The sequence below is a fragment of the Streptomyces sp. NPDC032822 genome (assembly GCF_055578825.1).
The window spans coordinates 209,069-231,774 of sequence record NZ_JBVIOL010000001.1; the positions used below are offsets into that span (position 1 = coordinate 209,069).

The following is a 22,706-nucleotide window of genomic DNA, read 5'->3' on the forward strand; positions in this document are numbered from 1 at the left end:
ATCTCCGACGAGGGGTGGATTCGAACAGGATTCGAACACGGGCAAGCTAGTCACGAGCCTGGTTGCCGGTCTTCTGCATCGGCTTGCGGATCAGGTCCGTGTCCTGTGGTTCGCGCGGAACGTAGAAGAAGCCCTCTTCCGTCTCGGCGTCGTAGTGCACGACGAGGCTGTCCTCTTCGAGGCCCCTCTTCCAGCTCTCCAGCTTCTTCAGCTTCACCGCAGCGACCGTCTTGCCAGCCCTTAGACGGCCCTCTGTTCGAAGCATCATGGCGGGATATAGGTGTCTGTGGTCTTCCCTGAGCTTCCAGGGGAGGAGGTCGTCTGACCTGGTGTTGCGCCGGTCGATGCCCTCCCGCCGGCGGAACGCGGCCCACATCGGCTCCGACGTGTCGATCCCGTACTTCGTCTTGTACTGCTCCACCATCCACGCGTACGTGCGCTTCTCCTCGAACCAGCGCAGCACCTCGGCTTTGTCCTGGATCTTCGTGGCGGGCATGTCTCCCCCTTGTCTGTGGGCTGTCTCTGGGCCGTCTGTGGCGGTGGTCTCAATCGGTTGGATCAGTACAACCTTCTGCATCCAAGGTAAAGATTGACCTAGCCAGGATGATCATGTCAAGCTGTGACCAGACAACGGGCGTACGCCCAAAATAAACAGGTGACCCCGGCAGCGCGCCAACGCTCCGGGGTCCGGCATCGAGAGTGGTAGCTCCCAATGCAGATCCATCGTACCCGGCACGACCGGGATTTCACGGTGGTGCCTCACGGCATCGCCCGCAACCGCAACCTGTCCTTCACGGCCCGTGGCCTGCTCGGATACCTGATCAGCCTGCCCAACGGCTTCAAGGAAGACGTCAAGACCCTCGCCGACAGGAACCCTGTCGTCGGCCGGAAGGGCATCGAGAACGCCATCGACGAGCTGATCGCCGAGAGGTACTACTTCCGCGTCACCACCCGCGATGCGCAGGGCCTCATCAGGACTCAGGTTTACGTCTTCGACCAGCCGCAGGAGCACTTCTCTCCGCTTCCCGCCTCGCCGGGAACCGGCTCTGCGGTCGCTGGTGACGCGGGAACGTACCCCTTCGGGAAGAAGAACTCTTCTAAGAACGAAACGAAGAACCCTCCCAACCCTCCCGCTGAGAAGCCCGCACCGGCCGCACTCGCCCCGGAGAGGGAGGGCTTCAGCGAGAAGCAGGACAAGCAGGCCACCGAGGCCGCCCGCATCCTGCGCCGCTTCGCCGCCATCGACAGCCGCCTCAAGCTGTCCGAGCGGCAGGTCGCCAAGCTCGCCCCCTCCGTCGCCGACTGGCTCGACCGTGGCGCCACCATCGCCGAGATCACCGACGCCGTGACGCAGGGCCTTCCCGCGAAGGTCTACAGCGCTGCCCGCCTGGTCGAGGACCGACTCGACCGCAAGCGCCCCGAGCGCAAGCGGCAGTGGAAGCAGTTCGCCGACTGCGCCACGGACGGCTGCGGCCGTCTCCTGCCCGCTGGCCAAGAGACCGGCATCTGCGGCGTCTGCTCGGGCGTCGAGCTGACCGACTTCGCCCGCGAGCTGATCGCCGCGTCCCAGGGCGAGACCCCTGGCGAGGCTCCGTCCGGCGCGCTGGCCCCCGAGGGCCTGGCCCGCTTCCGCGCCGCCCGCGCGGCCATGGCCAAGTAGCCCCCTCCTTCACTCGCACCACCCCGAAAGGCACACCCATGTCTCAGCCTGCCCGCATGCCCCGGTACGCCTACGCCGTTGGCGGCCTGGTGCTCGCCGTCGCCCTCGCCATGTCCGCCCCCGGCGAGTACCAGCTCGCCCGCACCGCCGGGTGGAACGAGTGGGTCGCCGCCGGCATGCCGGTCTGCATGTCCGTGTACGCCGTCGTTGCCGTGTGGTTCACCGAGAGCCGCGCCAAGGGCGAGAAGGGCCGGGGAAGCGCCATAGCGGGGGCCGTGGGTGCCCTGGGCATGACCCTTGCCGGTCAGGTAGTCGCGCACTGGATCTCCGCCGGATACATGACCTCCTCGAAGGAGCTGGTCGCCGCCGTCTCCGCAGTCCCCGCCATCGTTGCCGGGCACGTCGCCCACATGGTCATCCGGGCTGCGAAGCATGTGCCTGCGGAATCCGCGGTGGCCGTCGAGGACCAGGAGCACGACGAGCACCAGGACCAGGACGCCGAGCCCGTTCAGCCGACCCTCGACGGCGAGGAGCTGCCGGTCGACGAGGTGGCGAAGGCCCGCAACCGGCGCCGCCCCGGTCGTCCGGGCCCCAGCATCGAGGAGATCAAGGAGGCCGCGAAGACCCTCCTCGCCACGGGTGAGGAGATCACCGGGCCCAACCTCGCGAAGGTGATGGGCCGCGACCGTCGCACCGGCAGCCGCTACCTCCAGCGCCTCAACGCCTCCTGACCCAATCACGAGCCGCAGCCCCCAGGAGTGAGGGACAATGTTGACAAGACGTGCCTCACTCCTGGGAAGCGGAGGAATGGACCTAACGATCACCGTGCGTGTCTGTGATAAGTGCAAGCGGCGGGACCGGCCCGCCACGAGATACAGCGTGGCCGTGGACGAGGGCGAGCCGATCCGGCGCGACTTGTGCGACGAGGATGCGGCGCCCCTGCTCGACCTCCTCGACCTGCCCGAGGCCGAGGAACCCGAGCCTGCCCCCGCCGAGACGAAGCCCCCGGCGCAGCGCAAGGCCGCCAAGAAGGCCACGGCCAAGAAGGCGACCGCACCCCGCAGGCGCGGCAGGACCCCGGTCACAACCCTCGACGAGATCGAGGCGCGGAAGGCCGCAGCCGCCAAGCAGTGAGACGCAGAAAAGCGCCCCCCAGCCGACCCGCGAGGGCCAGCAGGGGGGCGCAGTGCTACTCGGCGTCTGGCCGCTCGACCAGGCCCAGGGCTGTCGCTACCTGAATGATCAGGGCGACCTCGGGCTTGTCGGCGTAGACGATGGCGGCGACGCTCACCAGCACGCCCAGGGCCGCGATGACGGCCCCGGCGCGCGAGCGGTAGCGGACGGGCAGGGCGGACAGGAAGACCCCTACGGGCTTGCGATGCTTGCTCATCGGCGGCCCGCCTGCTTCTGGAGCGCGATGAACCCCTTCGGCCCGATCTTCGGGTCGTGCAGGCCGCTGCGGTACGCCGGGTTACGGTCATGGAAGCGAGCCACGGCCTTCTGGGTCTCCGGGCCGTAGAAGGTGGTGTACGCGCCAGGGATGGGGCCGTACCCGGCCTTCACGAGGAGCTGCTGAAGCTCCTTCACCTGGGCGTGCTTGACGCCCGGCTTCACCGCCGGGTTCAGGGCGATGATCTTCGAGACAGGCTTGGGGGCAGGTGCCGGCGCCGGGGTCGGCTTCTCGACCGCAGGCTTCGGAGCCTTGTCCTTCCAGGCCGGGTCGGCGGACTTGATCCCCTCGGCGAAGGCCGGGTAGCCGTATCCGAAGACGTACGAGCTGCGACGCTCGCGCTTCTTCAGGTACACGCCGTCGCCCTCGGCCGAGCCGTCGTCGTTCGTGTTGCCCTCGACGGTGTAGACGTACGTGTCGTCGTAGTCGTAGACGAGGCCGGTGTGCGTCCCGCCACCCGAGCCGAAGAACACCTGGGCCCCGATCGCGGGGTACTCGCTGAACTGCTTGCGCTGCTTGAACCAGGAGACACCAGTCAGGCAAGACGCCGTGCGCGGGTACAGGTCGGCGAGACCGGCTTGCATGGCGCACCAGGAGACGAAAGTCGCGCACCACGCCTGATAATCGGACCACTCCAGGCCGGGGACGGCCGGGCTGTACTTCTGCTTGTTGTTCCAGTGACCGTCCTTGCGGCCCTCCTGGTATCCCTTCTCGGCCTTGGCGATGCCGAGAATCTTCTGAGCCTGAGTGCTCAAGGGGCGTCCTCCTTCGGGACATGCGAAAGGCCCCGTCCGCAGGGACAGGGCCTCGGGGAATGAGACGTCTTAGGGGGTGGGGACCGAGGCCGAGATGTGGGTGTCGAGACGCTCGGAGACGGCCAGGCGCTCGCTGCGTTCGTGGGACAGCTCGGAGCGCAGTTCGCGGATGTCCCGGCTGTGCTCGGCCTGTCCTTCGAGGACGCGATCGAGTCCCGAGATCACGCGGTCGAGGTCGTCCCGCAGGTTCGTGGAGTGCGTGTTGGAGACCTGATCTCGGGCCTCTTGGGCGTGCTCGCGCACTTCAGCGAGTGCTGTCCCCTGACGCCGGACCAGCTCGACGAGGACACCCATGAAAGCCGCGGTGACCACTCCGCCGGCGGAGACGAGAGCTACCTGCACGTTGGGGTCAAGGGTCATCGGGACATGTCCCTTACGAGCTGCTCCAGACGCTCGATGCGCTCGGCCTGGTCCTGCACGACGGACAGAAGGGCCACGCCCAACAGGTCGTAGCGCAGGGCGTCGATGCGTCCCTCTTCGTCGTAGGTGACGATCTCGGGAAGTGTCTCGGCGACCTCTTCGGCGATCAGGCCGAACTCGTCCCGCAGGTAGTCGTCACTGCCCTCTTCCTTCGGTCGCCGGTCGTAGACGCGGGGACGCAGGGACAGAACTGCATCGGGGTCGATGTCGATGTCCCGGATGTTCTGCTTGAAGCGGCGCGAGCTGGTGTTGCGCGCGAAGGTTCCGTCGCCCTGCACCCACACCGCGTAGTACGTCCCGGAGCCGGACACGGAGTCGGCGTGGACACGCTTCGTACCGTTGGACCAGGCGATCGTGTCCCCGGACTCAAGGTACTGATCGTGGTAGTGAGTCGACGGCGTGAACGTGGTCGGCTTCGAGGTGATGCTCGCCCACGTGTGGGAGTGCGTCGAGGGGGCGAAGGTCGCGGGGACACCGGTCAGTTCTGACCAGGCGTGGCCGTGCGCGGTCGGGGCGAAACTCGTCGGCTTGCCGGTGACCTGTCCCCAGTCGTGAGTGTGGGCGGCCGGGGGCAGGGACGTGGGCGCGTCGGTTATCTGGGACCAGGTGTGCGTGTGCGTAGACGGCGGGAACGTCGCGGGCTTGCCGGTGAGCGTCGACCAGGACACATTGCCGATCAGCGGGGCCCACGCTGTGTCGTTCCAGAACTCGAAGGAGGACGTATCGGCGTTCCAGCCGATCTGTCCCAGACGGGGTGACGCCGGGCGGGTAGTAGTGTTCCAGCACAGGACGCGTGTCCCGACGAAGGAGCGAATCCTCGTGATGTCCGAGGACGTGATCGAGGCGACGTTCGCGTTCACCGTGACCTGCGCGAGGGCCAGTTCGTAGATGCCCGTATCCGTCTGCGTGAGGGACGGAGGGGTAGTCGAGCCCGCGGTGCCCTGCTTCACCGCTAGGACGATGGAGTTCAGGGCTGGATCGAGACGCAGGACCACCCGGTCGACGCGGACGGACGTGCTCGCCGCCGGGATCGCCACGACCTCGGTAGCCGTGGACTGCACCATGAAGCCCCGCACGAAGGCCAGGCCCGACGACACGTTCAGGTTCATGCCGGTGCCGGCGGTGACCGTGAAGCCCGAGCTGCCGAACGAGGCGACGACGCCCGAGTCCTGGAACTCGCGGAACATCTGGCTGTACTGGGTCTCTGTGACGACCTGGGCGTCAAAGGGGTAGGAGGTGATAGCCAAAGGGGGGACTCCTTAGAGGGCCGCGCCCGCGTCTTCGATGGCCAGTTGCGACAGGCTGCCCGGCAGGTAGCGGACCATGCCGTACGTCGCTGCGGCTCGGCGGGTGTTGAGCGTGACGCCGACCGTGACCGGTCCGGCCGGGGGGTTGTTGATGAAGCACTGCATGTTGATGCCGGTCGAGGTGTTCGAGTCGTCGTCGAACGTCGTGCTGAAGAAATCGCCAACGAGGGTGCTCGTCGTCGTGACAGTCGTACCGGCGGCCCAGCGGATGACGGTGTAGGCGCCCTGCTTCGCGTACCGGATGTCGGTGTTCGCGTTGTCGCCTGTGCCGTCCGTGTCGGCCGACGCGATCTTGAGCGAGACCTTGTAGCAGCGGCCTGCCTCGGCCGTGAACTGCTGCGTGTAGATCATGGTGGCCGTGTCGCCGACGTACGCTGAAGTCGCGAGTGTCTGAAGGGCCACGACGCCCCTCGCAGCCTTCTCGTTGTGCGCGGAGGTGCGCCAGGTCGTCCAACCGGACGCGTCGTTGCCCGAGCGGGTCCACTCCTCGGTGACTGTGGGACTGAGCCGCAGCCAGGTCTGGTGGGCGAAGGAGCTGCCGACAGGGTGGACCGTCCGCAGGACTCCGTACTTGCCGCCCGAGCCGAAGGCCCAGCCGCCAGCCGCCGCCTGCGTCTCGTTCATGGTGAGCGTCGACACCCCGACGGGGTAAGCGGCAGGGAGCGAGCTTTGGGTGTAGCTCGCCGGGTCTAGCTGGTTGTCGAAGCCGACCTGACGCCAGGCCGACCAGCCCGTATTGCGGTTGCCGCCCCGCGCCCACTCTTCGTGCGTCGTGGCGTTGGCGTGTACGCGGCTCCAGTGCTGGTAGGCATCGCCGTTGGCCTGACGCGTCGTGCGCAGGAAGCCGTACTTGCCGCCGAACTCCCAGCCGCCATCGGTTGCCTGGGTCGACGTGAGGTAGATGACCGAGGCGCCCTCTGGATAGGCGTCCGTGGGACTGGCCTGTGTGATCGTGCCCGCCGGCAACTCGCGAGGACCGGCGGGAGTCGCCTCCGCCGTGCGCTCCAGATAGGAGACGCGCGACTCAAGATCCTTCGCGGCCTTCGCTTCGGCCGCCGCAGAATCGAGAGGGGTTGGGTCACCCAGGACGGCGCCGAGCCGGTATCCGTCCGAGTCGACCTTCAGCACCATGCCCGTGACGACGGCCGCCATCTCCGCGTTGCCGACGAGAACAGAGACCTTGTCGCCGAGACCCCAGTCGCGGCCGAAGTCGAGTGCGCTGTCTTCCATCGGTACGGCCTGCGCCGCCCTGACGGTCGCGCCGCCATCGGCGAGGGCCTCGGTGCCCTTCTGCGTCAGCTCGGCCGTGTCCGTGGAGGACCGCTCGTCGATGAAGGTCTCGATCCTGCGACCCCAGTCAGTCTCGGCCGCGATGGAGTCCGCGTTGTCGACGCCGACGAACAGGCGGTTGGAGCCGTCTCCGTCGCCTCCGACGATTACTCGAGTTTTTGCCGGCGTCCCCACCGACACCCGCTGGCCCGCGAGCGTGTTGTTCACGACGCCGAGCCGGGCCTCCTTCGTGCGGTCGGCGACGGCGTACGTCTCGAAGACCAGGTTCGAGCCCCGCTGCACGACACGGAAACCGAGCCCGGCAGGCTCGGCCAGTTCCTTGCACAGCTCGCCGAGCTGCTGGAAGCGCGCGGACTTCGAGACGGTCCCGCCCCGCGCGGCATCCGTGCCCATGACGAGACCGGCGCGGCGCCGGTTGACGGGGGCGCCTGGCCCGCAGTTCACGTTGACGTACGCGTGCATGAGCGTCTCGGCCGGTCCGGTGCGCTCGTCGTAGGCGAAGTTCTGCGAGTTGGCATTGCCGTTGGCCGGGTCGGGCCAGGCGAGCATGTCGGACAGGATGATCGTGTCGTCCACGCCTTCAACCGTCAGCGTGCCGAGGGGGTCGGTCGCGGTGACGGCGGTCTCCGTCTTCGTCACCGGCCCCGAGAACAGAACGTCCGTAGGGCCGGTGACGATGATGCCCGCGCCGGGCGTGGACAGGACGGCGGCGAGCGGATGCTCCGCGCTCAGGGACAGCTTCCACGTACCGACGTTGTTGTGTACGTCTTCCGCGTCCATCGTCAGGAGATCCGCGGGGATGGCGCCGACGCGAGTCAGGCTCTTGTCGCGCACCTCGACGAGGAGATCCTCTTGCCTCACTAGATCACCACCCACTTACGAGGACGCCACGAGCAGACGACCTTGGACGCCGACGTGATGTTGAGGAGAGAGGCCGTGGCCGTCGAGGTGCCAGGGGCCACTGACCAGAACTGCGGAGCGGTCGCCAGGGAGGCGTACCGGTTCGCGCCAGTCCCGTCCTTCACGGTGCCGGCGCCCATGTCGACGATCAGCTTTTGCCCGGCCGTGAGCGTGCCCGTCCAGTGCAGCGTCTTGCCGGTGGGGCTGATCGCCTTGAAGTTGTCGCCGGGCCCGGTCACCTCCCACACCGGGTAGGCGGCCACGTCGCCCTCGTTGGAGAGCTGCACGGTGCCAATCGCCTGCGAGGAGGCGAGCGGCATGGACGACATCGACGACAGGAACGCGCCTGCCGTCGCGCCGCCGATCGTGACCGTCTGCGGGGACTCGGACAGGAAGTACGGGCTCGGGGCCCGCAGGGTGATGACGGTCTGAACGTCCCGCGAGCCAGCGCCCGTGTCCATCTCGCCGCCACCAACCCACGCGACGGACGTGGACCAGCGCACCCCCGCGTTGTCGACGTACGTCAGGGTGAGACCACTCTCGTCGGCCAGAACCCGCGCGAGGCGGGTCACCAGCTCGGAGAGGTGCACCCTGTCCCGGCCCACGATGTCGAGGGGGATGTCGATGTCGCGGGGGAGGACGCGCCGCCCACGGTAGGCGGCGCCGTCCCCTGCGCCTTCGAGCCACTGCACGGCGAGCTGGGGCAGGCCCAGGCCGGTTGCCCCGGCGAGGGCCTGGAACCCCAGTCCATCCGTCTCGAAGCCGTTCAAGTTGAGCCTGTCCGAGGACGAACTCAGTTCCAGCTTCACCAGCCGACCATCCTTGCCCGCGAGGTAGCCGCGAACAGCTCCTCCTCGGAGGAGAGGGAGCTGCCGGAACCTGCGTAGTAGTTGAGAACCTTCGTCACGGCCTGGCCCGAGCCAGCCATCGACAGGCCGCCAGAGACAGCGGCCACGACCCCGCGCGACGCCCCCGAGGTGGCACTCGATGCGAGGGCGTTGGTTGCGCGTTCGACTCGCCCGCGCTCGTCCGTGACGCCGAGGCTGAAGCCCTTGCCGACGAAGGAGCCGAGCTTGCGGAACAGGCGACTCGGCGAGTGGATGTCGAGCGCCTTCTTGATCGCGTTCACCATGGCGTCGGCGATCTTGAGCATCTGCTTCTCGATCGCGTTCTGCTGAGCTTCCAGCCCCTTGACGAGGCCCTCGGCCGCCTGGACACCCGCGTCGTACATGTAGTGCGCTGCGGTATTGCCAGCCGTGGTGGCGTACTTCTCCAGCTCCTTCTGGAGATCGTTGATCTCCGCGACGCCAGATGCGCCGGCATTGGCGAGGGCCTCCGCTGCGGCGAGCCCGGCCTCCGGTCCAGCCATGGCGATCTGGTCGAACGAGGTCTGGTTGAGGCCGAGCTTCTTGAGCTTCGCGAGCACGGTCGCGAACCGCTTGGCTTCCTCGACCGCGTTCTTCAGCGAGTCCGTGATCGTCTCGAAGGTGGCGTCCTGGACCTTGGTCACGTCGCCCGTGCTGATGACCTTGTCGCGGACCTTCTCGGCGTAGTTCGCCAAGTCCTCGCGGAGCTTGTCGAGCTTGTCCCGTGCCGCTTCGAGCCGCTTGGCCCCGGCCTCCCACTGGGCGGCCAGCTTGAGGAGCTGGGCCCGGTCCTTGTTGATCCGGTCCTTCAGGCCCTTCGAGGCGTTCTTCGGGATCTTCGCCGTCAGCTCGTTGAGCGACTTCTTGACGCTGTCGTACTGGGACTCCAGGCCCTTGATCAGACCCGAGATGATCAGTCGACCGGCGTCGTAGAGGAGCTTGGCGTCCTTCGGTGCCGGGCCCTTCCAGTCGGTGAGCTTGCTCGTCAGGTCGCCCAGGGTGCTCTTGACCGAGCCGAACATTCCCTTGATGCCGTCGATCAGACCGCTGATGATCTTCTTACCGGCATCGACGAGCAGAGACTTCGCGTCGCTGAATATCTGCTTGACGTTCTTCGGCAGATCCTTGACGGTCTGGACCGTCTCAGTCACCTTCGTCATGAAGGTCGACTTGACCGCCGCCCACGCCTCGGAGGCCGCGGTTCGGATGGACCGCCAGCAGTCAGCGAAGAACCTGATCAGGGCTTGCAGCGCGGCGCCCGGCGTCTCCTTCAGGGCCGTCATGAATGCCGAGAAGTTGCTCCGGATCGAAGCCCACAGGCTCGTACCGAAAGTCTTGACAGCATTCCATCCCGCAGTCCAGGCGGACTTCAGGAGCGCGAACCCCTTTTTGAACATGCCGAGGATGCCGACGTTGATGAAGATCGAGAAGGCGCCCTTAATGATTTCCCAGATGCCGGAACCGATCTGCTTGATTCCATCCCAGGCCCGGCTCCAGTCACCGGTGAAGAGACCGGCGAAGGTGTTCCAGACGCCCATGATGAAATCGAAGACGCCCTGGAAGACCGTGGCGACGCCCTCCAGTGCACCCACCAGGGAATCCAGGAGGATTCCGGCCAGCCACTCGATAGCGGGAACCAGGATCGGCATGATGAAGTCGACGACCGACTTCAGGACTTCCAGCAGCGGGGCCAGGGCCTCGCAGATGTGCGCGAACGCTTCACTCAGCTTCGGCAGGAATTCCGCAGCGAGCGACTGCACCACCGGGATCAGCGGAAGGATTGCAGCCGTGAGGATCTGCATTACCAGTTCGATGATCGGAGACAGCGCCGCCGACATCACGGAGAGCGCCTCGACCACCAGGGGAATGATCGGAGCCAAGCCGTTAGTCAGCGCCTCGATCAGCGGGACGACGGCCGCGACTACGGTCATGAGCAGCGGGGCCAGCGCCGCGACGACACCGCCCAGCGCTTGACCGAGCAGGCCGATCAGCGGCTCGATCGCCGGCACCAGCATCACGAACGCCTCGGACAGAGGCGTCAGCACGGCGGCGACCAGCGGGCCGAGCATCGACAGGAACGAGCCGACCAGGCCAAGGGCCGCGCCGAGCGCTGCGCCGAGCGGGGCCATCGCGGGAACGAGGCCGTCCACCGCCCCCTGGATACCGCTGAACAGGGCGACGATGCCCTCGGTCACCGCGGGTTGGTTGAGGGCAGCGGTGATGGCGCCCATGGCTGTGCCGAGGATCGCGCCGACCTGCGGAAGGAGCTGAGTCAGCAGCCCGACGAACGTCGAGAGGAAGCCCTTGATCTCCTCGCCGCCGAACACCGACAGGTTCCGCATGGCGTCGTGCGCTGCGGTGAACAGGCCGACGAGCTTCGCCTGAACGCCGCTACTGTCGACGGCCTTGTGAATGCCCGCAAGGGTGTCGCGCATCATGCCGAGCGTCGAGCCGCCCGCCGTCTGCGCTGCCCTGGCGAGGCCCGCGAAGATGCCGCCGGTCTCGAAGATCACGCCGCCCAGGTCCTTGAGCGCCTGGACACCGGCGTCGATCTCCTCGCGGAGACCGGACTCGCCCTTCATGTTCAGCCAGTTCGACGCCTTCTCGGCGATGTCCACGAACCACTGGGCCAGTCGCGGGAGATATCCAGCGCCGACTTCGCCGAGAACCTTGATGATGTTGGCGAAGTGGTTGGTGCCGCCGGTCGCGATTTCGATCGACTTCGAGAGGTCGTCGAACATGCCGCCGAGGGCCGGGCCGAGGGCGCCCTTCAGGGAGGTGGCGAAGCCGCCGAAGAACGAGCCGAGTTCGGTTGCCGTCTGCTTGAAACCAGTACGCAGGTCAGGCAACAGGGAGTCGATCAGGTCCTTGATCGGAGCCTTGGCCTGGTCCCAGAAGTTCGAACTGATCGCGTCTTGCAGTGCCGAGAACTGGCCCTTGACCTCCGGAAGGACCTTGTTGAAATCCTTGAAGGCGGCGATCGTGACCCCGAGACCGATCGCCATTCCGCCGAGAATTCCGGGGAGGGCGAGGCCGGTAGCGCCTATCTGCGCGAGTGACGCGGCCAGCGTGAAGAGGTTCGACGCGGCCGAGATGCCCCATGCCGACAGGCCCGCAATCGCGGTCGCGATCGTGCCGATGATCGGCGCGTTGCGGTCGAGGTTCTTGATCGAGTTGCCGAGCTTCTCGAACACGTCGCCCAGGACGCGGGCGCCGCTCAGGGCTTGCAGCATGGCCGATGCGGTCGCGGCGGCCGAGAGCTTCACACGGGGGATCAGCTCGACGATCCGGTCTCGCGAGAGGGTCGCCAGGTGGGCGATCGTGGCCATGATGCCGGTACGGGAGACCTCGGGCTCGATCGTCGACCGCAGGGTCTTGATCTTGTCCTGAAGCTCCTCGATCTCGCGCTCGACCTTGCGCTTCTCCATCGCGTCCAGCTCAGGCGTGATCTTCGCCTTGAGGGCCTGCATCTGCTCGAAGGCCGCTTCGAGCTGCCGCTTCGTCTGGGCGACCATCTGCTCGTCGAGCTTCGGCCGGACCTTGATCCCGTCCATCTGGGCCTGGATCTCGTCGCGCGCCTTCTGTGCGGCCTCGCGATCCGCGGTGACCTTCGCTTGGATCTGGGCGCCGAGGATGGCCTTCATCTCGGCCTGAGCGGTCAGGAGCGACCGCTTGTCCATCTTGACCTTGATCTCTTCCCGGCCCAGTTCGGAGAGCTGGTCTTCGATCTGCCTGAGCGCACCCTCTACGGAGGACATCGACTTCTTGTCGACCTGAACGTCAAGGGTCAGATGCTTCTCAAGGCGGGCCCGCGCCTTCTGGAGAGACTTCTCGTCCATCTTGACCGAGAGGTCGATCTCCTTGAACTTCGCGAGTTCCGCGTCGATCCGCGCGATAGCGGCCTTTACGGAATTCGTGGAGCGGGGATCGACCTTCAGCTCCAGGCGGAGGAGCTGCTCCAGCTTCTTGCGTTCGGCTTCGAGGGAAGCCTGATCGAGCTTGACCTTGATCTCGATGGCGCGGAGGTCGGAAAGCTCGCGATCGATCTGGCTGATAGCCGCCTGAATCGACGACTGCGAGTCCTTGTCCACCCGAAGCGTGACGTGCTTGATCTCGTCGAGGCGCTCCTCGAACATGTCGACGGCCGCCGAGAGGTCGTCGGTGTTCACGCCGATCTGGACATCGGTCTCGCCGAGGGCCTCGATCGCGGCGCGCACCTTGGCGACGGCTGCCATGACGGAGCCCTGGGAGTCGAGGTTCACCCCGACGTGCAGGTCTCCCAGCTCGGCCTGTGCGTCCTGGCCCGCCTGGCGGGCGGCCTGCACCAGTTGCCGGCCGGAGGCATTGAACACGATCTTGTGGGCGTTGGCCCGCTGCTGGTACGCCTGGGCGGCGTTCCTGACCTCGGTGGCCATGCCGGTGAGGTCGAGCTTCGTGTAGAAGCGGATCTTCCGGGTGTCGGACTTCTTGTTGTCCGAGTTGATCGCGCGGACAGCTTCGAGAACATCAGCGCGGGCGCCGTCCGCGTTGGCCTTCGTGCGGATCGTGATCGCGAGATCGTTCTCGATCTTTTCGAGCTTCTTTTTAAGGTCTTCCTTGAACTCGGAAGTATCCGGCATGACCTTGACCGCGATCCGGCCAACGATGTTCGCGTCCGACACCCAGTTACCTCCGCTGGAAGTGCTTGTAAATCTCCGCGACCGAGCGAGGCTTCTTGGCCTTCTTCTTGTCGGCCTTCTTTGCCTTCGGCCTCGGGTACTCCGGGATCTTCGGGGCTTTGCCCTTGCCCCATTGGCCGGTGGCGCGAGTGTTTTGGTTGAGCGCGTCGAAGAGGTCGGCCGTCATGTGACGGTCCTGACCCCAGCCGAAATGCTCACGGCCGCCTGACGCGAGGGCGATCGTGAGGGAGGTGTCGGGGAGCCTCTGAATCAGGAGGAGGACAAGCGCAGGAGAGGGCCCCCGGCCCGCTATCACCTCGGCGAGATCGACGCCGTAGTGGAAAAGCAGGTCCGGGTAGAGGCCCTCTGCGTACTCGTCGATCAGTCCTGCGAGGCCGAGGCTTCCCCCGCCTGGGTGCTCTCGCCGTAGTGGCTGAAGATCTCGGCGAGGATCGCGAGGTCGCCGCCCACGGTGTCGAGGAGCTTGTCGGCGGCCTTCTCGGACTCGGCGATGGTCCGGATGGCGTCAGCCAGAAGCGCGGCCTGGTCGGCGTCCTCGGCGCCCAGCTTCTCCTGGGTGGCCATCAGCGCGTCGCGCCGGGTCTTCGGCAGGCGGAGCGGATTGACGAGGCGGACAACGTCCTCGCCGAACGTGATCTCGGTCGAGCCGTACTTGCGCTCAGCGGCGGCGCGGATGTCGTCGAGGGAGTAAGAAGCCATGGGGTTGCGGACCTCCAGAGAGATGAACAGGGAAGGGCTGCGGACCTAAGAGAGGGAGGGGGGAGACCCGGCGCGGGCGGGTCCGCATCACACCCGCGCCGGGAGCTATCAGGCGGCCTGGCCTGCCACCCAGGCAGTTCCGTTCCAGTACGCCTTCGAGGCGTCGCCGAGGACGACGTGCTGACCGGTGGTCCACGCGCTCGTCGGGGTGGCGATGACACCAGCCAGACCGGCCAGGTTCGCCGGGGCGACAGCGCCGTCCGGGCTGAAGGAGCCGGGGGTGCCGGCGGAAGCGCCGGTGGCGAGCGTGCCGCCGAGAGGCGTGATGGCGTAGGTCCAGACGTTCGAGCCGTAGGCCATCGGCTTCACGCCGAGCGGCAGACCGGCGAGGGACTCGGTGTCCGAGATCGCCATGTCGTCCGCGCGGTAGATCTCCGCGCGGGGCGCGTAGAAGGCGAAGTGGTTGTCGCCGTCCACGAAGACCGCGAGGAACGCCGACTGAGTGGGCTCCGGGTCGGTCGGGACACCGACGCTGCCGTCCGGCAGGATCGGGGCGTTGGCGCCGAAGTAGAGCCGCAGGCCCGCAGTGTCGAACTGCTGCAAAGTGAAGGTCATGGTCTCCGTGCGCGCGCTGTACTTGGTGCGCAGGGACTTGTTCTGGAGCGACCCGATCGTGGTCGCCTCTCCGCCCTCGGACGTGATGCCGAAGATGTCTTCCAGGGAGGTGTGGCCGACGTTCTGCCACGGACTGACCGGGGTCAGAAGGTCCGCCGGCATCGCCGTACCGACCGGGGCCGTCAGGTAGTTGCCGGACCCGACGACAAGGGTTGCGTTGTCGTTGATCGCCAAGGGGCTGCATCCTTACTCGCGCACGACAAAGGCCCGGCACCCCGCGATGGGGTCCGGGCCTTGCGTGATGGGGCTGTTTAGGGGGTGTAGGGGCGAGTCCGCGGCTTGCGGATCTGCACGTCGTAGATCGACTCGTAGCGCCAGATCCCCGTTGGGAGGTCGGCGTACTGGACGGGCCCTGTTGCGGTCGCCCAGTCCGTTGCTCGTCTCGGCGCGCTGTTCAGGTCCACGCGGATGATGTGGCCGAGGCGGGGATAGACCTTCTGGTTCAGCCAGGCGTTCCGCATGACGACGCGGACGGCCTCGCTGAGAACCGCCGCGTCTTCGTCCCCGTTGGGGTCGGGCGCGAACGCGTTGACGACGATGCGGGCCGCATCGGTGAAGCGGGTGTCGCCCTGCCACTCGCCCCATGTCGGGTCGCGGCGGACCAGGACGAGAGGGAACGTCTCGTGGGCGTCGACGAGGGACTTCACCCGTACGCCGGGCAGGCCCTCGCGCAGCACTGCGAGAAGGAGATCCTCGACGGGGGACAGTTCCGCCATTGCCTTGATGTGGTCGGGAAGTCCTGCCATCAGTCGAGGTGCACCTTGCCCTTCCGCTTCTTGGGCAGGTTCGCCGCGCGGGCCAGGATGAACAGGCCCTCGGTGGCGGGGATGAAGTCGAGGTAGGTCTGACCCTCCCCGTCGTCGCGAACGACGAACTGCTCGGCGCGGCCGTACTCGATCGACATGGCGGCAGCCTTGCCGCGCTCGTCGTCGAGGATCACGTACTTGTCCACGTCGCCGTCCGCTACGTCGATCGAGGAGTGCCCCTCGGAGTACGAGGAGGTCTGCCGGGCCTGAAGGAGTAGCTCCTCCGCCCGGACCTTCACCTTGAACCGCTCCTCGTCGAGGGCGTCTTGTACGCCAGGAAGGACCGCGACCACCCGTTCGAGCTTCCGCTTCCCCTTGTACTCGTAGATCTTTGCCATCAGGGCCGCTCCCGAATGTCGATCGACCAGTGCCGGGTGCGGCGCTCGCCGTGGTGGTAGGCGGGCGGCGTCACGATGTCCCACATGCGGCCCTGGTACTCGACGCGGGACCACAGGGTGACGCCCTCGACATGGGCGTCCACGATCATGCGTGTCACGTTGATCTGCTGCTGGCCGGGAACCTCGGCCTTGCCGCTTCGCTGCGGGATGAAGGCCGCCTTGACCGTGACGGGGTTGTCCTCGTCCACGGCGATCACGGTGTTGCCCCGGTTGTCGACGTACTCCGTCGTCCGCCACACGCGGGCCGTCTGGCCGCGCCTTCGCTGAACGCTCACCAGGGGCTCACCGCGTCACCGAACAGGGGGAAGGTGTCGCCGCCGTAGTCCACCGGTACGTGTCCGCCGGCACCACTGTCAGGCAGCTTGGTGCCCCACGCGGAGACGACCACGCTGGAGATGCCGCGCTTGCGCCCGGCCAGTTCTTCCAGGAGTCGTATCTCCTCGCGCATGAAGTAGACGGACCCGGCGTCGCGGCCGTGAGCGTCCGACCAGGCGAGCGTCTCGTCCCCGGCCCGGCTCTGCGTGTAGCCGTTGGGGTTGCGCATGTACCGTGCGACGGCCTTCAGGACCAGCGTGCGCACCAGGCGCGGCACGGTCTCTTCGGGCCACTCGCGGCCGTACGTGGCCGCCAGGTCGGACGCGTCTTCCAGCGCCCCGGCTGCGATCCGCAGCTCGTCGGCGTCGAGATCCCAGTCGAGACGGCCCTTCAGCTCGTCGAGAGTGGCATAAGCCAAGTCCCGACCTCCTTTCCGAAAGGCCGGGGGGCCGCGCTCCCGGTCTGCCCCAGGTGACGCGGCCCCCCGTTCAGGATCAGGCGTTGGCCGGGTCGGTCTCAGCCTTCATGCCGGTCGGGGTCCACACCTTGGCGTCCGTGACGCCGGTGATCTTGGCCAGCTCGGACGAGGCCGCCGGGTAGTTCGAGGCGCCGTCGAGGGTGAGCTTGATGCCCCGGACGAAGTGCTCGCCGGTCGAGACGATCTCCTTCTCGTTCACCGCGTCCCAGCCGACCAGGACATCCGTCACCGAGCGGAAGCCCGCGTAGGTGTTCACGACGGAGCGGTCCTGCATGTAGAGCGGGTCGTAGTCGCGGACCCACCGCAGGGCGATGGACTCGAACGAGGTGGTCGCGCCGTAGGGAACCGACTGCGGGACCGAGGGGGCGCCGGACAGGAAGATGAACGCCGAGGACGCGAAGGCGTACGCAGCATCCGCCGGGATGGTCTGGTCGACCACGATGCGGAAGCCGAAGCGCTCACCGATGGTGGCGGTGCGGAGCGCGGTCTCGGCCTCGCTGTCGCCGACGTTCTGCGCCAGGTTGAGCTTGTCGTCGTTCAGGAGCGCCGACTCGAACTCGGTACCGACCAGGAGGTAGCGGCCCTCCTTCGGAGCGTGGAAGGCGTTCAGGACGCGGCGGGCCTCGATCAGCGCGCCCCGAAGATTCTGCCCGGCGTTGCCGATGACGGCGTTGTACGTCTGGCCGGTCAGGAGGTTGACCGCCCGGCGCTGGAGACCGCGAGCGACCGCCTTGGACTGCGGGCGCAGGAGCTTCGACCAGTTGTCGATGTCGAAGTCGTTCTGCTCGTCGGTGAGCTTGACCGCCGAGTAGACGTTGCCGCCGAAGGTGACAGCGATGGTCCGCTCGCTGTACTCGTCGAAGACGATCGGCGAGGTTCGGTCGTTCCTCCACCCGTAGTCGTGGAACGGGAGGATTCCCTCGACCTTCATCGAGATCGTGTCGTTCTCGGCGCCCTTGAACTGGTCGACGCCCTGCTTCTGGAACAGGTTCGGGATGACGAGTTCCTGCTCCAGCATGCCGACTGCGGCGTTGACGAGCTTCTGCGGCTTAACGACCTGATGCTGAGGGGTGGGCAAGGTGCTACCTCCGGGGGCATGAAGAAACCCCCGGCCGAGTCAGCACGGGGGTTGAGTAAGGGGGGTCATCGGGGGCGCTAGAAGCGCCGCGAACGCCGCGCGAGCTTGCGCGGGTCCATCTCTCCGTCGTCCTCGTCGTCGGACGGAGTCAGGCCGCCACCCAGAGCGGGCGGGGCGGCCGGGGTGACGAGTGCCTGAAGGGCCTTGGCGTCGGCTTCCAGCTCCTCGGGGGTGGCGCCGCGCAGACGCCCGGCCAGCTCCTCGGGGAGGTCGTACTTCCGGGCCACGGACGCGACGACGAGCGAGCGTTCCAGCTCGGCGTTCTTCGCCTTCACGTCAGCGAGAGCGGCCTCGACTTCTTCCGGGGTCTTGGCCTCGGAGAGCTTCGTCTCGGCGTCACGCAGTCGCGTGCGGTATCCGGCCGCCTCGCCACGGACCTTGGCCAGCTCCTTGCGCGCCCAGTCGGGCAGCTCCTCTTCGGGGCTGGATTGTTCGCCGGCACCGGCCTTGTCGTCCGGCTTCTGCTCCTCGTCCGGCTTCTGGCCGGGCGGAGTCTCGCCGGTCGGCGGGGTCTGGTCAGGCTTCTCTTCGGGCACTTCACGCCTCCGGGGCTGTGTCAGTGGACTGCCGCGCCTCCTGGGCTGCGGCTCTCTGCTTGCTGCGGATGAAGCGGCGCCATACGGTCACCGCGGCCTTTCCGCTGTGGCCCTTCGTGACCTCCGGCCACAGGGCCTCGTACTGCCGCGAGAGGGCGGTCAGTTCGCTGGACTGGTACTGATCCCGGTTCCAGACCGGCATCGCGTAGCAGTTGCAGTTGTCGTGGTATTTGTCGCCGTCGTTGAACAGCGCGGACTCGCGGCTCTTGTAGACCGGGCCCCGGCTGATCAACATGGCGCACCAGCCGCACGGGGTTCCTGTACGGGACAGGCGCACGTACCCGAGCGCCCGCCGGTCGCGGCTCATGTGGTTCCAGTTCGTTGACCGGGCGCCGTTCATCGCGACACGCGAGGCGGCTGCCGCCTGCTGCGCGCCCGCCTGGCGGTGAGCCTCGTCGGGGTCGGCGTCTTCGAGGGTCATGCGCCGGTCGAGGTTCGCCGTGCCGAGGGCTTCCAGCGTGATGCGGAGTTCCTCTTCGGCCTGGCGCTCGATGCGCTCCTCCGCCTCGCGGAGCCCTTCCAGCTCCTCGACGAGGATGCGCTCCCAGCCCTCTTCGTCTTCGTCCTCGCCGTCGTCCGGCTCCTCGTTGCGGGTGCCGGCGTCCTCGAGAATTTCCTCGCCCTCGTCGTCGAGAGGCTCCCCCGAGTCACTGCCGGGCGCCTGGCCTGGCGTGTCCTGCGGGGCGTCGTCCTCGACTGGTCGGGCAGGCGAGGCTTCCCCGTCAGCGACGGTCGCGGCCTCGCCCCCCTGCTCGGTGGGCGGCTCGTACGTGCCTGCCAGTTCGGCGAACTCGCGCCGAAGGTCAGCCAGGGTCACGTACGACGGTTCAGGGTGATAGGGGTCGGCGACGGTCCGGCCGGTCTGGAGCGCTCGGGCGAGCCGGTAGTAGGCCCGCGCGAGATCCCGGCTCTGCCGACGACGGCTCATCACGAGCGTGATCGCCTTGCGGAGCCAGGCACCAGCCGTGGCCGCTCGCCGCTCGACCGGGACATCCGCCCACAGGGCGAGGGCGTCAGCCGTGGTCTGTGCGCCGATCTGCGTCAGCGCGACATGGAAGGCGGCCGAGACTTCGTCGGTCTCGGCCTGCCTCGTCGCCTTGCTCATGCAGCCACCGCGACGGAATCCGCGGTGACCGGCTCGGTATCAGCGGTCGCCCGCGTCAGCGCGGAAGCGAGCTGCCCCACGCTGTCTTCCTCGTCCGCGAGGTCGTCCCACTCGTCCAGCTCGGTCTGCGTCACGTTCGGGACGCGCTTCCACAAGCCCTTCGCGGGAATGCCGAGCTGCTCCCTCAGCTTGCCGAGGGCGTCAGCGGACTGGGCCAGCGAGCGCTGTTCCATGTCACGCCAGATGACCTCGCCCTTGAAGTCGTCGACACCGGCCGCGCTTCCCAGCTCTGCGGCCAACCGGAAGACTCGCTCCCAGGCTTCACCGAAGCCCGTACGAAACTCCTGGATCATGCGGCTGAGCGAGATCTCGGCGGCCTGGAGAGCCTCGGCCGACAAGTTGGCGATCTGGCCCAGCATCGCGTGGGGAGGCACCTGCGCAATGGCGCTCAGGTGCCGGATGCTCATGTCGATCGACTCGATGAACCCAGCGAGCGGCGTTTCATCGAGGCTGCCGAAACGAACGTCGGGGTCCTCGGCGAAGAGGAAGCGCTTGGCGTTGTGGTTGATCGGCAGGGGGATCGGGTTGCCCTGCTCGTCGTAGACGACCTCGCCTGTCTCCGGGTCGCGCTGGACCGGCGGGGCCATGCCCGTCACGGTCCTGACCTTCGTCGAGCCGTACGACTGCGCGAGCAACAGATCGAAGATCGTCTGGTTGATGCGGTTCTGGAGCGGGATCATCGGCTCGATCACGCCGACCGTCCGGCCTTCGAGGTCGACCGACGCCGCAAAGCGGGTGACCGGACACTCCGAAGCCCCGTGGCGCTTGCCCTTGGCGACCTTCACGCCGTCTGCGTCGTCGAGCGACTTGAAGCGGACCGCGTACTCGAAGCGGCCGTCCCACATGCGGGCGGTGCCGGCGGATTCACCCGAGGGCCAGGCCGTCACGGTCAGCGCCGCGTACGGGGTGTCGTCGTTCGCGGGGTCCTCGTACAGGGCGGCCGTCCGCAGGGCCGAGAGCCCCTTCGTCAGGACCACGCCCTTGACGCGCTCGGTCAGCGTGAACGAGTGGCCGTAGGTCAGCGCGCCCTTGTAGACGGCCGACTGGCGGGCGTCGAGGCGGGACCGCTGCCAGTGCTCCCACTGCGGGGAGGACAGGTCGGTCGCCGAGCCCTTGCCCTTGTCGTCACCCGCGCGATAGCCGTCCACATAGAGGGCCTGCGCAGGGGTGTTGACCAGGAGCGGCGTCCAGTTCGAGATGGCCCGCTTCGCGAGAAGCCGGTACTCGTCATCCGCCATCGCGGGCATGTACGGATCGTCGTGACGCCCGTGGAGGTAGTTGTCGATCCGGGTCAGCCGGTCTTTGTCCCGGCCAAGGATGGCGAGGAGCTGCACCGCCAAAGAGGCAGGCGTGGGGTCGGCCATGGTTCACCACCCTTGGTCCAAAGTTTACATCGCTACAGGAAGAACCCTCGGCCGGTCCGCTTGCGGACCTTCCTGCCTCGGGCGCGAAGGTCGAACAGGGCCTCGTGCGCCAACATGAGCGCGGCGTAGGCGTCGACCTTCTTAGGCGACTCCCGGCTTTCCTTGCCGAAGCTCACGCCGTAGTTGTTCGTCCGGCGTCGCGCATTGAGCACATGCCGGCGGAGCTTCCGGTCGCCGTCGTGGGCGAGCTTCCGATCGAAGATTGACCGCATCAGCCGCTCGTTCGCGAGGGTCGACGCCTTCAAGCTGGTACGCATGTCCCAGCCGATCGCGTCCTTGCCCGGAGCCTTCACGGCCAGGCCCTCGCCGTACGTCTCCGACCACTCGGAGATGTAGCTCTCCCAGAGCGCCACATCGGCGTAGAAGCCCTGCACCTCGAAGGCGCTGAAGGCTTCGTGGACCGCCGAGTCGACCTGCGCGCGGGGGACCTCCCAGTCCTTGCCCTGCGGGCCGTCCGGCTTCTCCCAGAGCCCGAGCACGAAGACGCACATGTCGCTGACGCGCAAAGCCACCAGGGCCGTGCTGTCGTCGCGGAGGCCGCCGTCGAACCCGAGCGTGATCTCGTCGCCAGGGCGGAGCTGCTTCTCGTGGTCCCGCAGGACATCCCACTCGGCTGGGCCGAAGAGGGCGTCCTCGGATGCAACGATCTGGTTCAGCCACATGCGCCGCGAGCGGCTGGGCGCGATGGTCGTGTCGAGGATCGACTGAAGGATCGTCTCGACCCGAAGCCATACCGCGTCACCGCGGATCTTCGGCAGCACGATGCGAATCGCCTCGGGCGTCAGCGGCGTAGCCGGATGCGCCTCGATCGAGTCGTACATGAAGCCGATGTCCGCAGCGCGGCCTTCGAGGATCTTCTCGAACGCCTCGCGCATCTTCTCGGCGACGCTGTCTTCGCCGGGCAGGTAGGCGTTCGTGATCGCGAGGTAGCGGCTGTCCTTCTTGGTGGCGTTACCGTCGATCGTTTCGTACATGCGGTCGCCGTTGTTGCCGCTCACCCAGTGGTGCGTTTCGTTCAGCACGGTGAAGGTGACTCGGCCGCCTTCGAGGGCGCGGAACGAGCTGGTGACCGCTTCGAGTCGCTGCCGGCCACCGTTCGCACGGATCAGCTCGGCCCCGGCCTTGATGCCGTACGTCTCGATGAGCTTGTCGCTCATGAGGCTCGGCATCAGGGTCATGGTGTTGCGGGTCTGGTCGCGGCTGACGGCCGCGATCTGAACCCAAGCCTGCGGGTGGGGGACGCCGACCGGCTGTCCGTCCTGCCAGTGCGAGAAGCGGGAAGGCCCGACGAACTCGACAAGGCTGACGACCGCCAAGAGGGGGTCCTTGCCCCACCCCTTGAGCCTCTGCAAGACGCCCTTGCGGTAGATGAAGCGGCCGTTCTCGTCGACCGCGTACCACCACAGCACCCACCGGAGCTGCTCGCGCGTGAACTTCCAGGGCCCGCCGTCTTCGGCCTTCAGGTACTCGGCGCACCAACCGGCGATCTGCCACCCGAGCGTGTGCTCGGGGAGCTTCCAGGCGCCGTCCGGCTCACGTAGCCAGGTCGGGCCGAGGAAGCTCGGTTCGAGGGCGTCGATCTCCTCGTCGGTCAGCTTCGGGGGAGCCTTCATCATGGCGGCTCA

23 protein-coding genes are annotated in these 22,706 nt (G+C 67.2%); 3 read left to right on the plus strand and 20 right to left on the minus strand.

The features are described 5' to 3' along the window. Nucleotides 1-46: 46 nt before the first annotated feature. Nucleotides 47-496, minus strand: coding sequence for a hypothetical protein (locus ACZ5VD_RS01000; protein ID WP_468679916.1), 450 nt, complete (start codon nt 494-496; stop codon nt 47-49). 216 nt (nt 497-712) lie between these two features. On the opposite strand from ACZ5VD_RS01000, the gene ACZ5VD_RS01005 reads away from it, so the two are divergent. The 3 genes from ACZ5VD_RS01005 (at nt 713) to ACZ5VD_RS01015 (ending at nt 2,794) form a co-directional block, all read left to right on the plus strand. Then, a complete protein-coding gene (locus tag ACZ5VD_RS01005) occupies nt 713-1,660 on the plus strand; it encodes a hypothetical protein (protein WP_468679918.1) in 948 nt (315 codons plus the stop codon). Nucleotides 1,661-1,716: 56 nt separating this feature from the next. Next, complete coding sequence (locus ACZ5VD_RS01010; RefSeq protein WP_468679920.1) at nt 1,717-2,391, plus strand: hypothetical protein; 675 nt, start codon at nt 1,717-1,719, stop codon at nt 2,389-2,391. A 148-nt stretch (nt 2,392-2,539) separates the two neighbouring features. Then, on the plus strand, nt 2,540-2,794 hold the full coding sequence (locus ACZ5VD_RS01015) for a hypothetical protein (protein ID WP_468679922.1): 255 nt from the start codon (nt 2,540-2,542) through the stop codon (nt 2,792-2,794). Nucleotides 2,795-2,849: 55 nt separating this feature from the next. On the opposite strand, the gene ACZ5VD_RS01020 is transcribed toward ACZ5VD_RS01015, so the two are convergent. The 19 genes from ACZ5VD_RS01020 to ACZ5VD_RS01110 all read right to left on the minus strand — a co-directional run bounded on the left by ACZ5VD_RS01020 (nt 2,850) and on the right by ACZ5VD_RS01110 (nt 22,697). Next, nucleotides 2,850-3,050 carry a DUF7439 family protein gene (locus tag ACZ5VD_RS01020; RefSeq protein ID WP_468679923.1) on the minus strand — a complete coding sequence of 67 codons (201 nt, stop codon included), beginning with the start codon at nt 3,048-3,050 and terminating at the stop codon, nt 2,850-2,852. Next, on the minus strand, nt 3,047-3,865 hold the full coding sequence (locus ACZ5VD_RS01025) for a CHAP domain-containing protein (RefSeq protein WP_468679924.1): 819 nt from the start codon (nt 3,863-3,865) through the stop codon (nt 3,047-3,049). The genes ACZ5VD_RS01020 and ACZ5VD_RS01025 overlap by 4 nt, the downstream gene beginning before the upstream one ends. 69 nt (nt 3,866-3,934) lie before the next feature. Next, nucleotides 3,935-4,285, minus strand: a complete 351-nt coding sequence (locus ACZ5VD_RS01030; protein ID WP_468679925.1) for a DUF2746 domain-containing protein — start codon at nt 4,283-4,285, stop codon at nt 3,935-3,937. Next, nucleotides 4,282-5,592: a tail fiber domain-containing protein gene (locus ACZ5VD_RS01035; RefSeq protein WP_468679927.1), complete on the minus strand. Its 1,311-nt coding sequence runs from the start codon at nt 5,590-5,592 to the stop codon at nt 4,282-4,284. The genes ACZ5VD_RS01030 and ACZ5VD_RS01035 overlap by 4 nt, the downstream gene beginning before the upstream one ends. A gap of 12 nt (nt 5,593-5,604) precedes the next feature. Then, nucleotides 5,605-7,803, minus strand: a complete 2,199-nt coding sequence (locus ACZ5VD_RS01040) for a siphovirus ReqiPepy6 Gp37-like family protein (protein ID WP_468679929.1) — start codon at nt 7,801-7,803, stop codon at nt 5,605-5,607. Further along, nucleotides 7,803-8,651, minus strand: coding sequence for a phage distal tail protein (locus tag ACZ5VD_RS01045; protein WP_468679930.1), 849 nt, complete (start codon nt 8,649-8,651; stop codon nt 7,803-7,805). The genes ACZ5VD_RS01040 and ACZ5VD_RS01045 overlap by 1 nt, the downstream gene beginning before the upstream one ends. Next, nucleotides 8,648-13,369 carry a phage tail protein gene (locus ACZ5VD_RS01050; protein ID WP_468679931.1) on the minus strand — a complete coding sequence of 1,574 codons (4,722 nt, stop codon included), beginning with the start codon at nt 13,367-13,369 and terminating at the stop codon, nt 8,648-8,650. The genes ACZ5VD_RS01045 and ACZ5VD_RS01050 overlap by 4 nt, the downstream gene beginning before the upstream one ends. 4 nt (nt 13,370-13,373) lie before the next feature. Further along, nucleotides 13,374-13,553 carry a hypothetical protein gene (locus ACZ5VD_RS01055; protein WP_254708966.1) on the minus strand — a complete coding sequence of 60 codons (180 nt, stop codon included), beginning with the start codon at nt 13,551-13,553 and terminating at the stop codon, nt 13,374-13,376. A 194-nt stretch (nt 13,554-13,747) separates the two neighbouring features. Next, nucleotides 13,748-14,086 carry a phage tail assembly protein gene (locus tag ACZ5VD_RS01060; protein ID WP_468679933.1) on the minus strand — a complete coding sequence of 113 codons (339 nt, stop codon included), beginning with the start codon at nt 14,084-14,086 and terminating at the stop codon, nt 13,748-13,750. A gap of 108 nt (nt 14,087-14,194) precedes the next feature. Beyond that, entirely contained in the window at nt 14,195-14,935 is a 741-nt protein-coding gene (locus ACZ5VD_RS01065; RefSeq protein ID WP_175314745.1) for a phage tail tube protein, read from the minus strand. Nucleotides 14,936-15,012: 77 nt separating this feature from the next. Then, nucleotides 15,013-15,507 carry a hypothetical protein gene (locus ACZ5VD_RS01070; protein ID WP_468679936.1) on the minus strand — a complete coding sequence of 165 codons (495 nt, stop codon included), beginning with the start codon at nt 15,505-15,507 and terminating at the stop codon, nt 15,013-15,015. Then, entirely contained in the window at nt 15,507-15,905 is a 399-nt protein-coding gene (locus ACZ5VD_RS01075; RefSeq protein WP_468679938.1) for a DUF5403 family protein, read from the minus strand. The genes ACZ5VD_RS01070 and ACZ5VD_RS01075 overlap by 1 nt, the downstream gene beginning before the upstream one ends. After that, nucleotides 15,905-16,240, minus strand: coding sequence for a phage head-tail adapter protein (locus tag ACZ5VD_RS01080; protein WP_468679940.1), 336 nt, complete (start codon nt 16,238-16,240; stop codon nt 15,905-15,907). Before ACZ5VD_RS01080 ends, ACZ5VD_RS01075 begins: the two co-directional genes overlap by 1 nt. Further along, entirely contained in the window at nt 16,237-16,698 is a 462-nt protein-coding gene (locus tag ACZ5VD_RS01085; RefSeq protein ID WP_468679941.1) for a hypothetical protein, read from the minus strand. Before ACZ5VD_RS01085 ends, ACZ5VD_RS01080 begins: the two co-directional genes overlap by 4 nt. Nucleotides 16,699-16,774: 76 nt before the next feature. Further along, nucleotides 16,775-17,836 (minus strand): hypothetical protein, encoded by a 1,062-nt coding sequence (locus ACZ5VD_RS01090; protein WP_468679942.1) that lies wholly within the window; start codon nt 17,834-17,836, stop codon nt 16,775-16,777. A gap of 77 nt (nt 17,837-17,913) precedes the next feature. Then, complete coding sequence (locus ACZ5VD_RS01095) at nt 17,914-18,432, minus strand: hypothetical protein (protein ID WP_468679944.1); 519 nt, start codon at nt 18,430-18,432, stop codon at nt 17,914-17,916. A 1-nt stretch (nt 18,433) separates the two neighbouring features. Next, the gene (locus tag ACZ5VD_RS01100; RefSeq protein WP_468679946.1) at nt 18,434-19,597 is read right to left on the minus strand and encodes a VG15 protein; all 1,164 of its coding nucleotides are present in this window, start codon (nt 19,595-19,597) and stop codon (nt 18,434-18,436) included. Beyond that, on the minus strand, nt 19,594-21,021 hold the full coding sequence (locus ACZ5VD_RS01105) for a phage portal protein (RefSeq protein ID WP_468679947.1): 1,428 nt from the start codon (nt 21,019-21,021) through the stop codon (nt 19,594-19,596). Before ACZ5VD_RS01105 ends, ACZ5VD_RS01100 begins: the two co-directional genes overlap by 4 nt. A gap of 32 nt (nt 21,022-21,053) precedes the next feature. Further along, entirely contained in the window at nt 21,054-22,697 is a 1,644-nt protein-coding gene (locus ACZ5VD_RS01110) for a terminase (protein WP_468679949.1), read from the minus strand. Nucleotides 22,698-22,706 lie beyond the last annotated feature (9 nt).

What these genes read in the sequence shown, in the direction of transcription:
- ACZ5VD_RS01000 (WP_468679916.1), bottom strand. Translation starts at nt 496, where the DNA reads ATGCCCGCCACGAAGATCCAGGACAAAGCCGAGGTGCTGCGCTGGTTC.
- ACZ5VD_RS01005 (WP_468679918.1), top strand. Translation starts at nt 713, where the DNA reads ATGCAGATCCATCGTACCCGGCACGACCGGGATTTCACGGTGGTGCCT.
- ACZ5VD_RS01010 (WP_468679920.1), top strand. Translation starts at nt 1,717, where the DNA reads ATGCCCCGGTACGCCTACGCCGTTGGCGGCCTGGTGCTCGCCGTCGCC.
- ACZ5VD_RS01020 (WP_468679923.1), bottom strand. Translation starts at nt 3,050, where the DNA reads ATGAGCAAGCATCGCAAGCCCGTAGGGGTCTTCCTGTCCGCCCTGCCC.
- ACZ5VD_RS01030 (WP_468679925.1), bottom strand. Translation starts at nt 4,285, where the DNA reads ATGACCCTTGACCCCAACGTGCAGGTAGCTCTCGTCTCCGCCGGCGGA.
- ACZ5VD_RS01055 (WP_254708966.1), bottom strand. Translation starts at nt 13,553, where the DNA reads ATGACGGCCGACCTCTTCGACGCGCTCAACCAAAACACTCGCGCCACC.
- ACZ5VD_RS01060 (WP_468679933.1), bottom strand. Translation starts at nt 14,086, where the DNA reads ATGGCTTCTTACTCCCTCGACGACATCCGCGCCGCCGCTGAGCGCAAG.
- ACZ5VD_RS01070 (WP_468679936.1), bottom strand. Translation starts at nt 15,507, where the DNA reads ATGGCAGGACTTCCCGACCACATCAAGGCAATGGCGGAACTGTCCCCC.
- ACZ5VD_RS01075 (WP_468679938.1), bottom strand. Translation starts at nt 15,905, where the DNA reads ATGGCAAAGATCTACGAGTACAAGGGGAAGCGGAAGCTCGAACGGGTG.
- ACZ5VD_RS01100 (WP_468679946.1), bottom strand. Translation starts at nt 19,597, where the DNA reads ATGAGCAAGGCGACGAGGCAGGCCGAGACCGACGAAGTCTCGGCCGCC.
- ACZ5VD_RS01105 (WP_468679947.1), bottom strand. Translation starts at nt 21,021, where the DNA reads ATGGCCGACCCCACGCCTGCCTCTTTGGCGGTGCAGCTCCTCGCCATC.
- ACZ5VD_RS01110 (WP_468679949.1), bottom strand. Translation starts at nt 22,697, where the DNA reads ATGATGAAGGCTCCCCCGAAGCTGACCGACGAGGAGATCGACGCCCTC.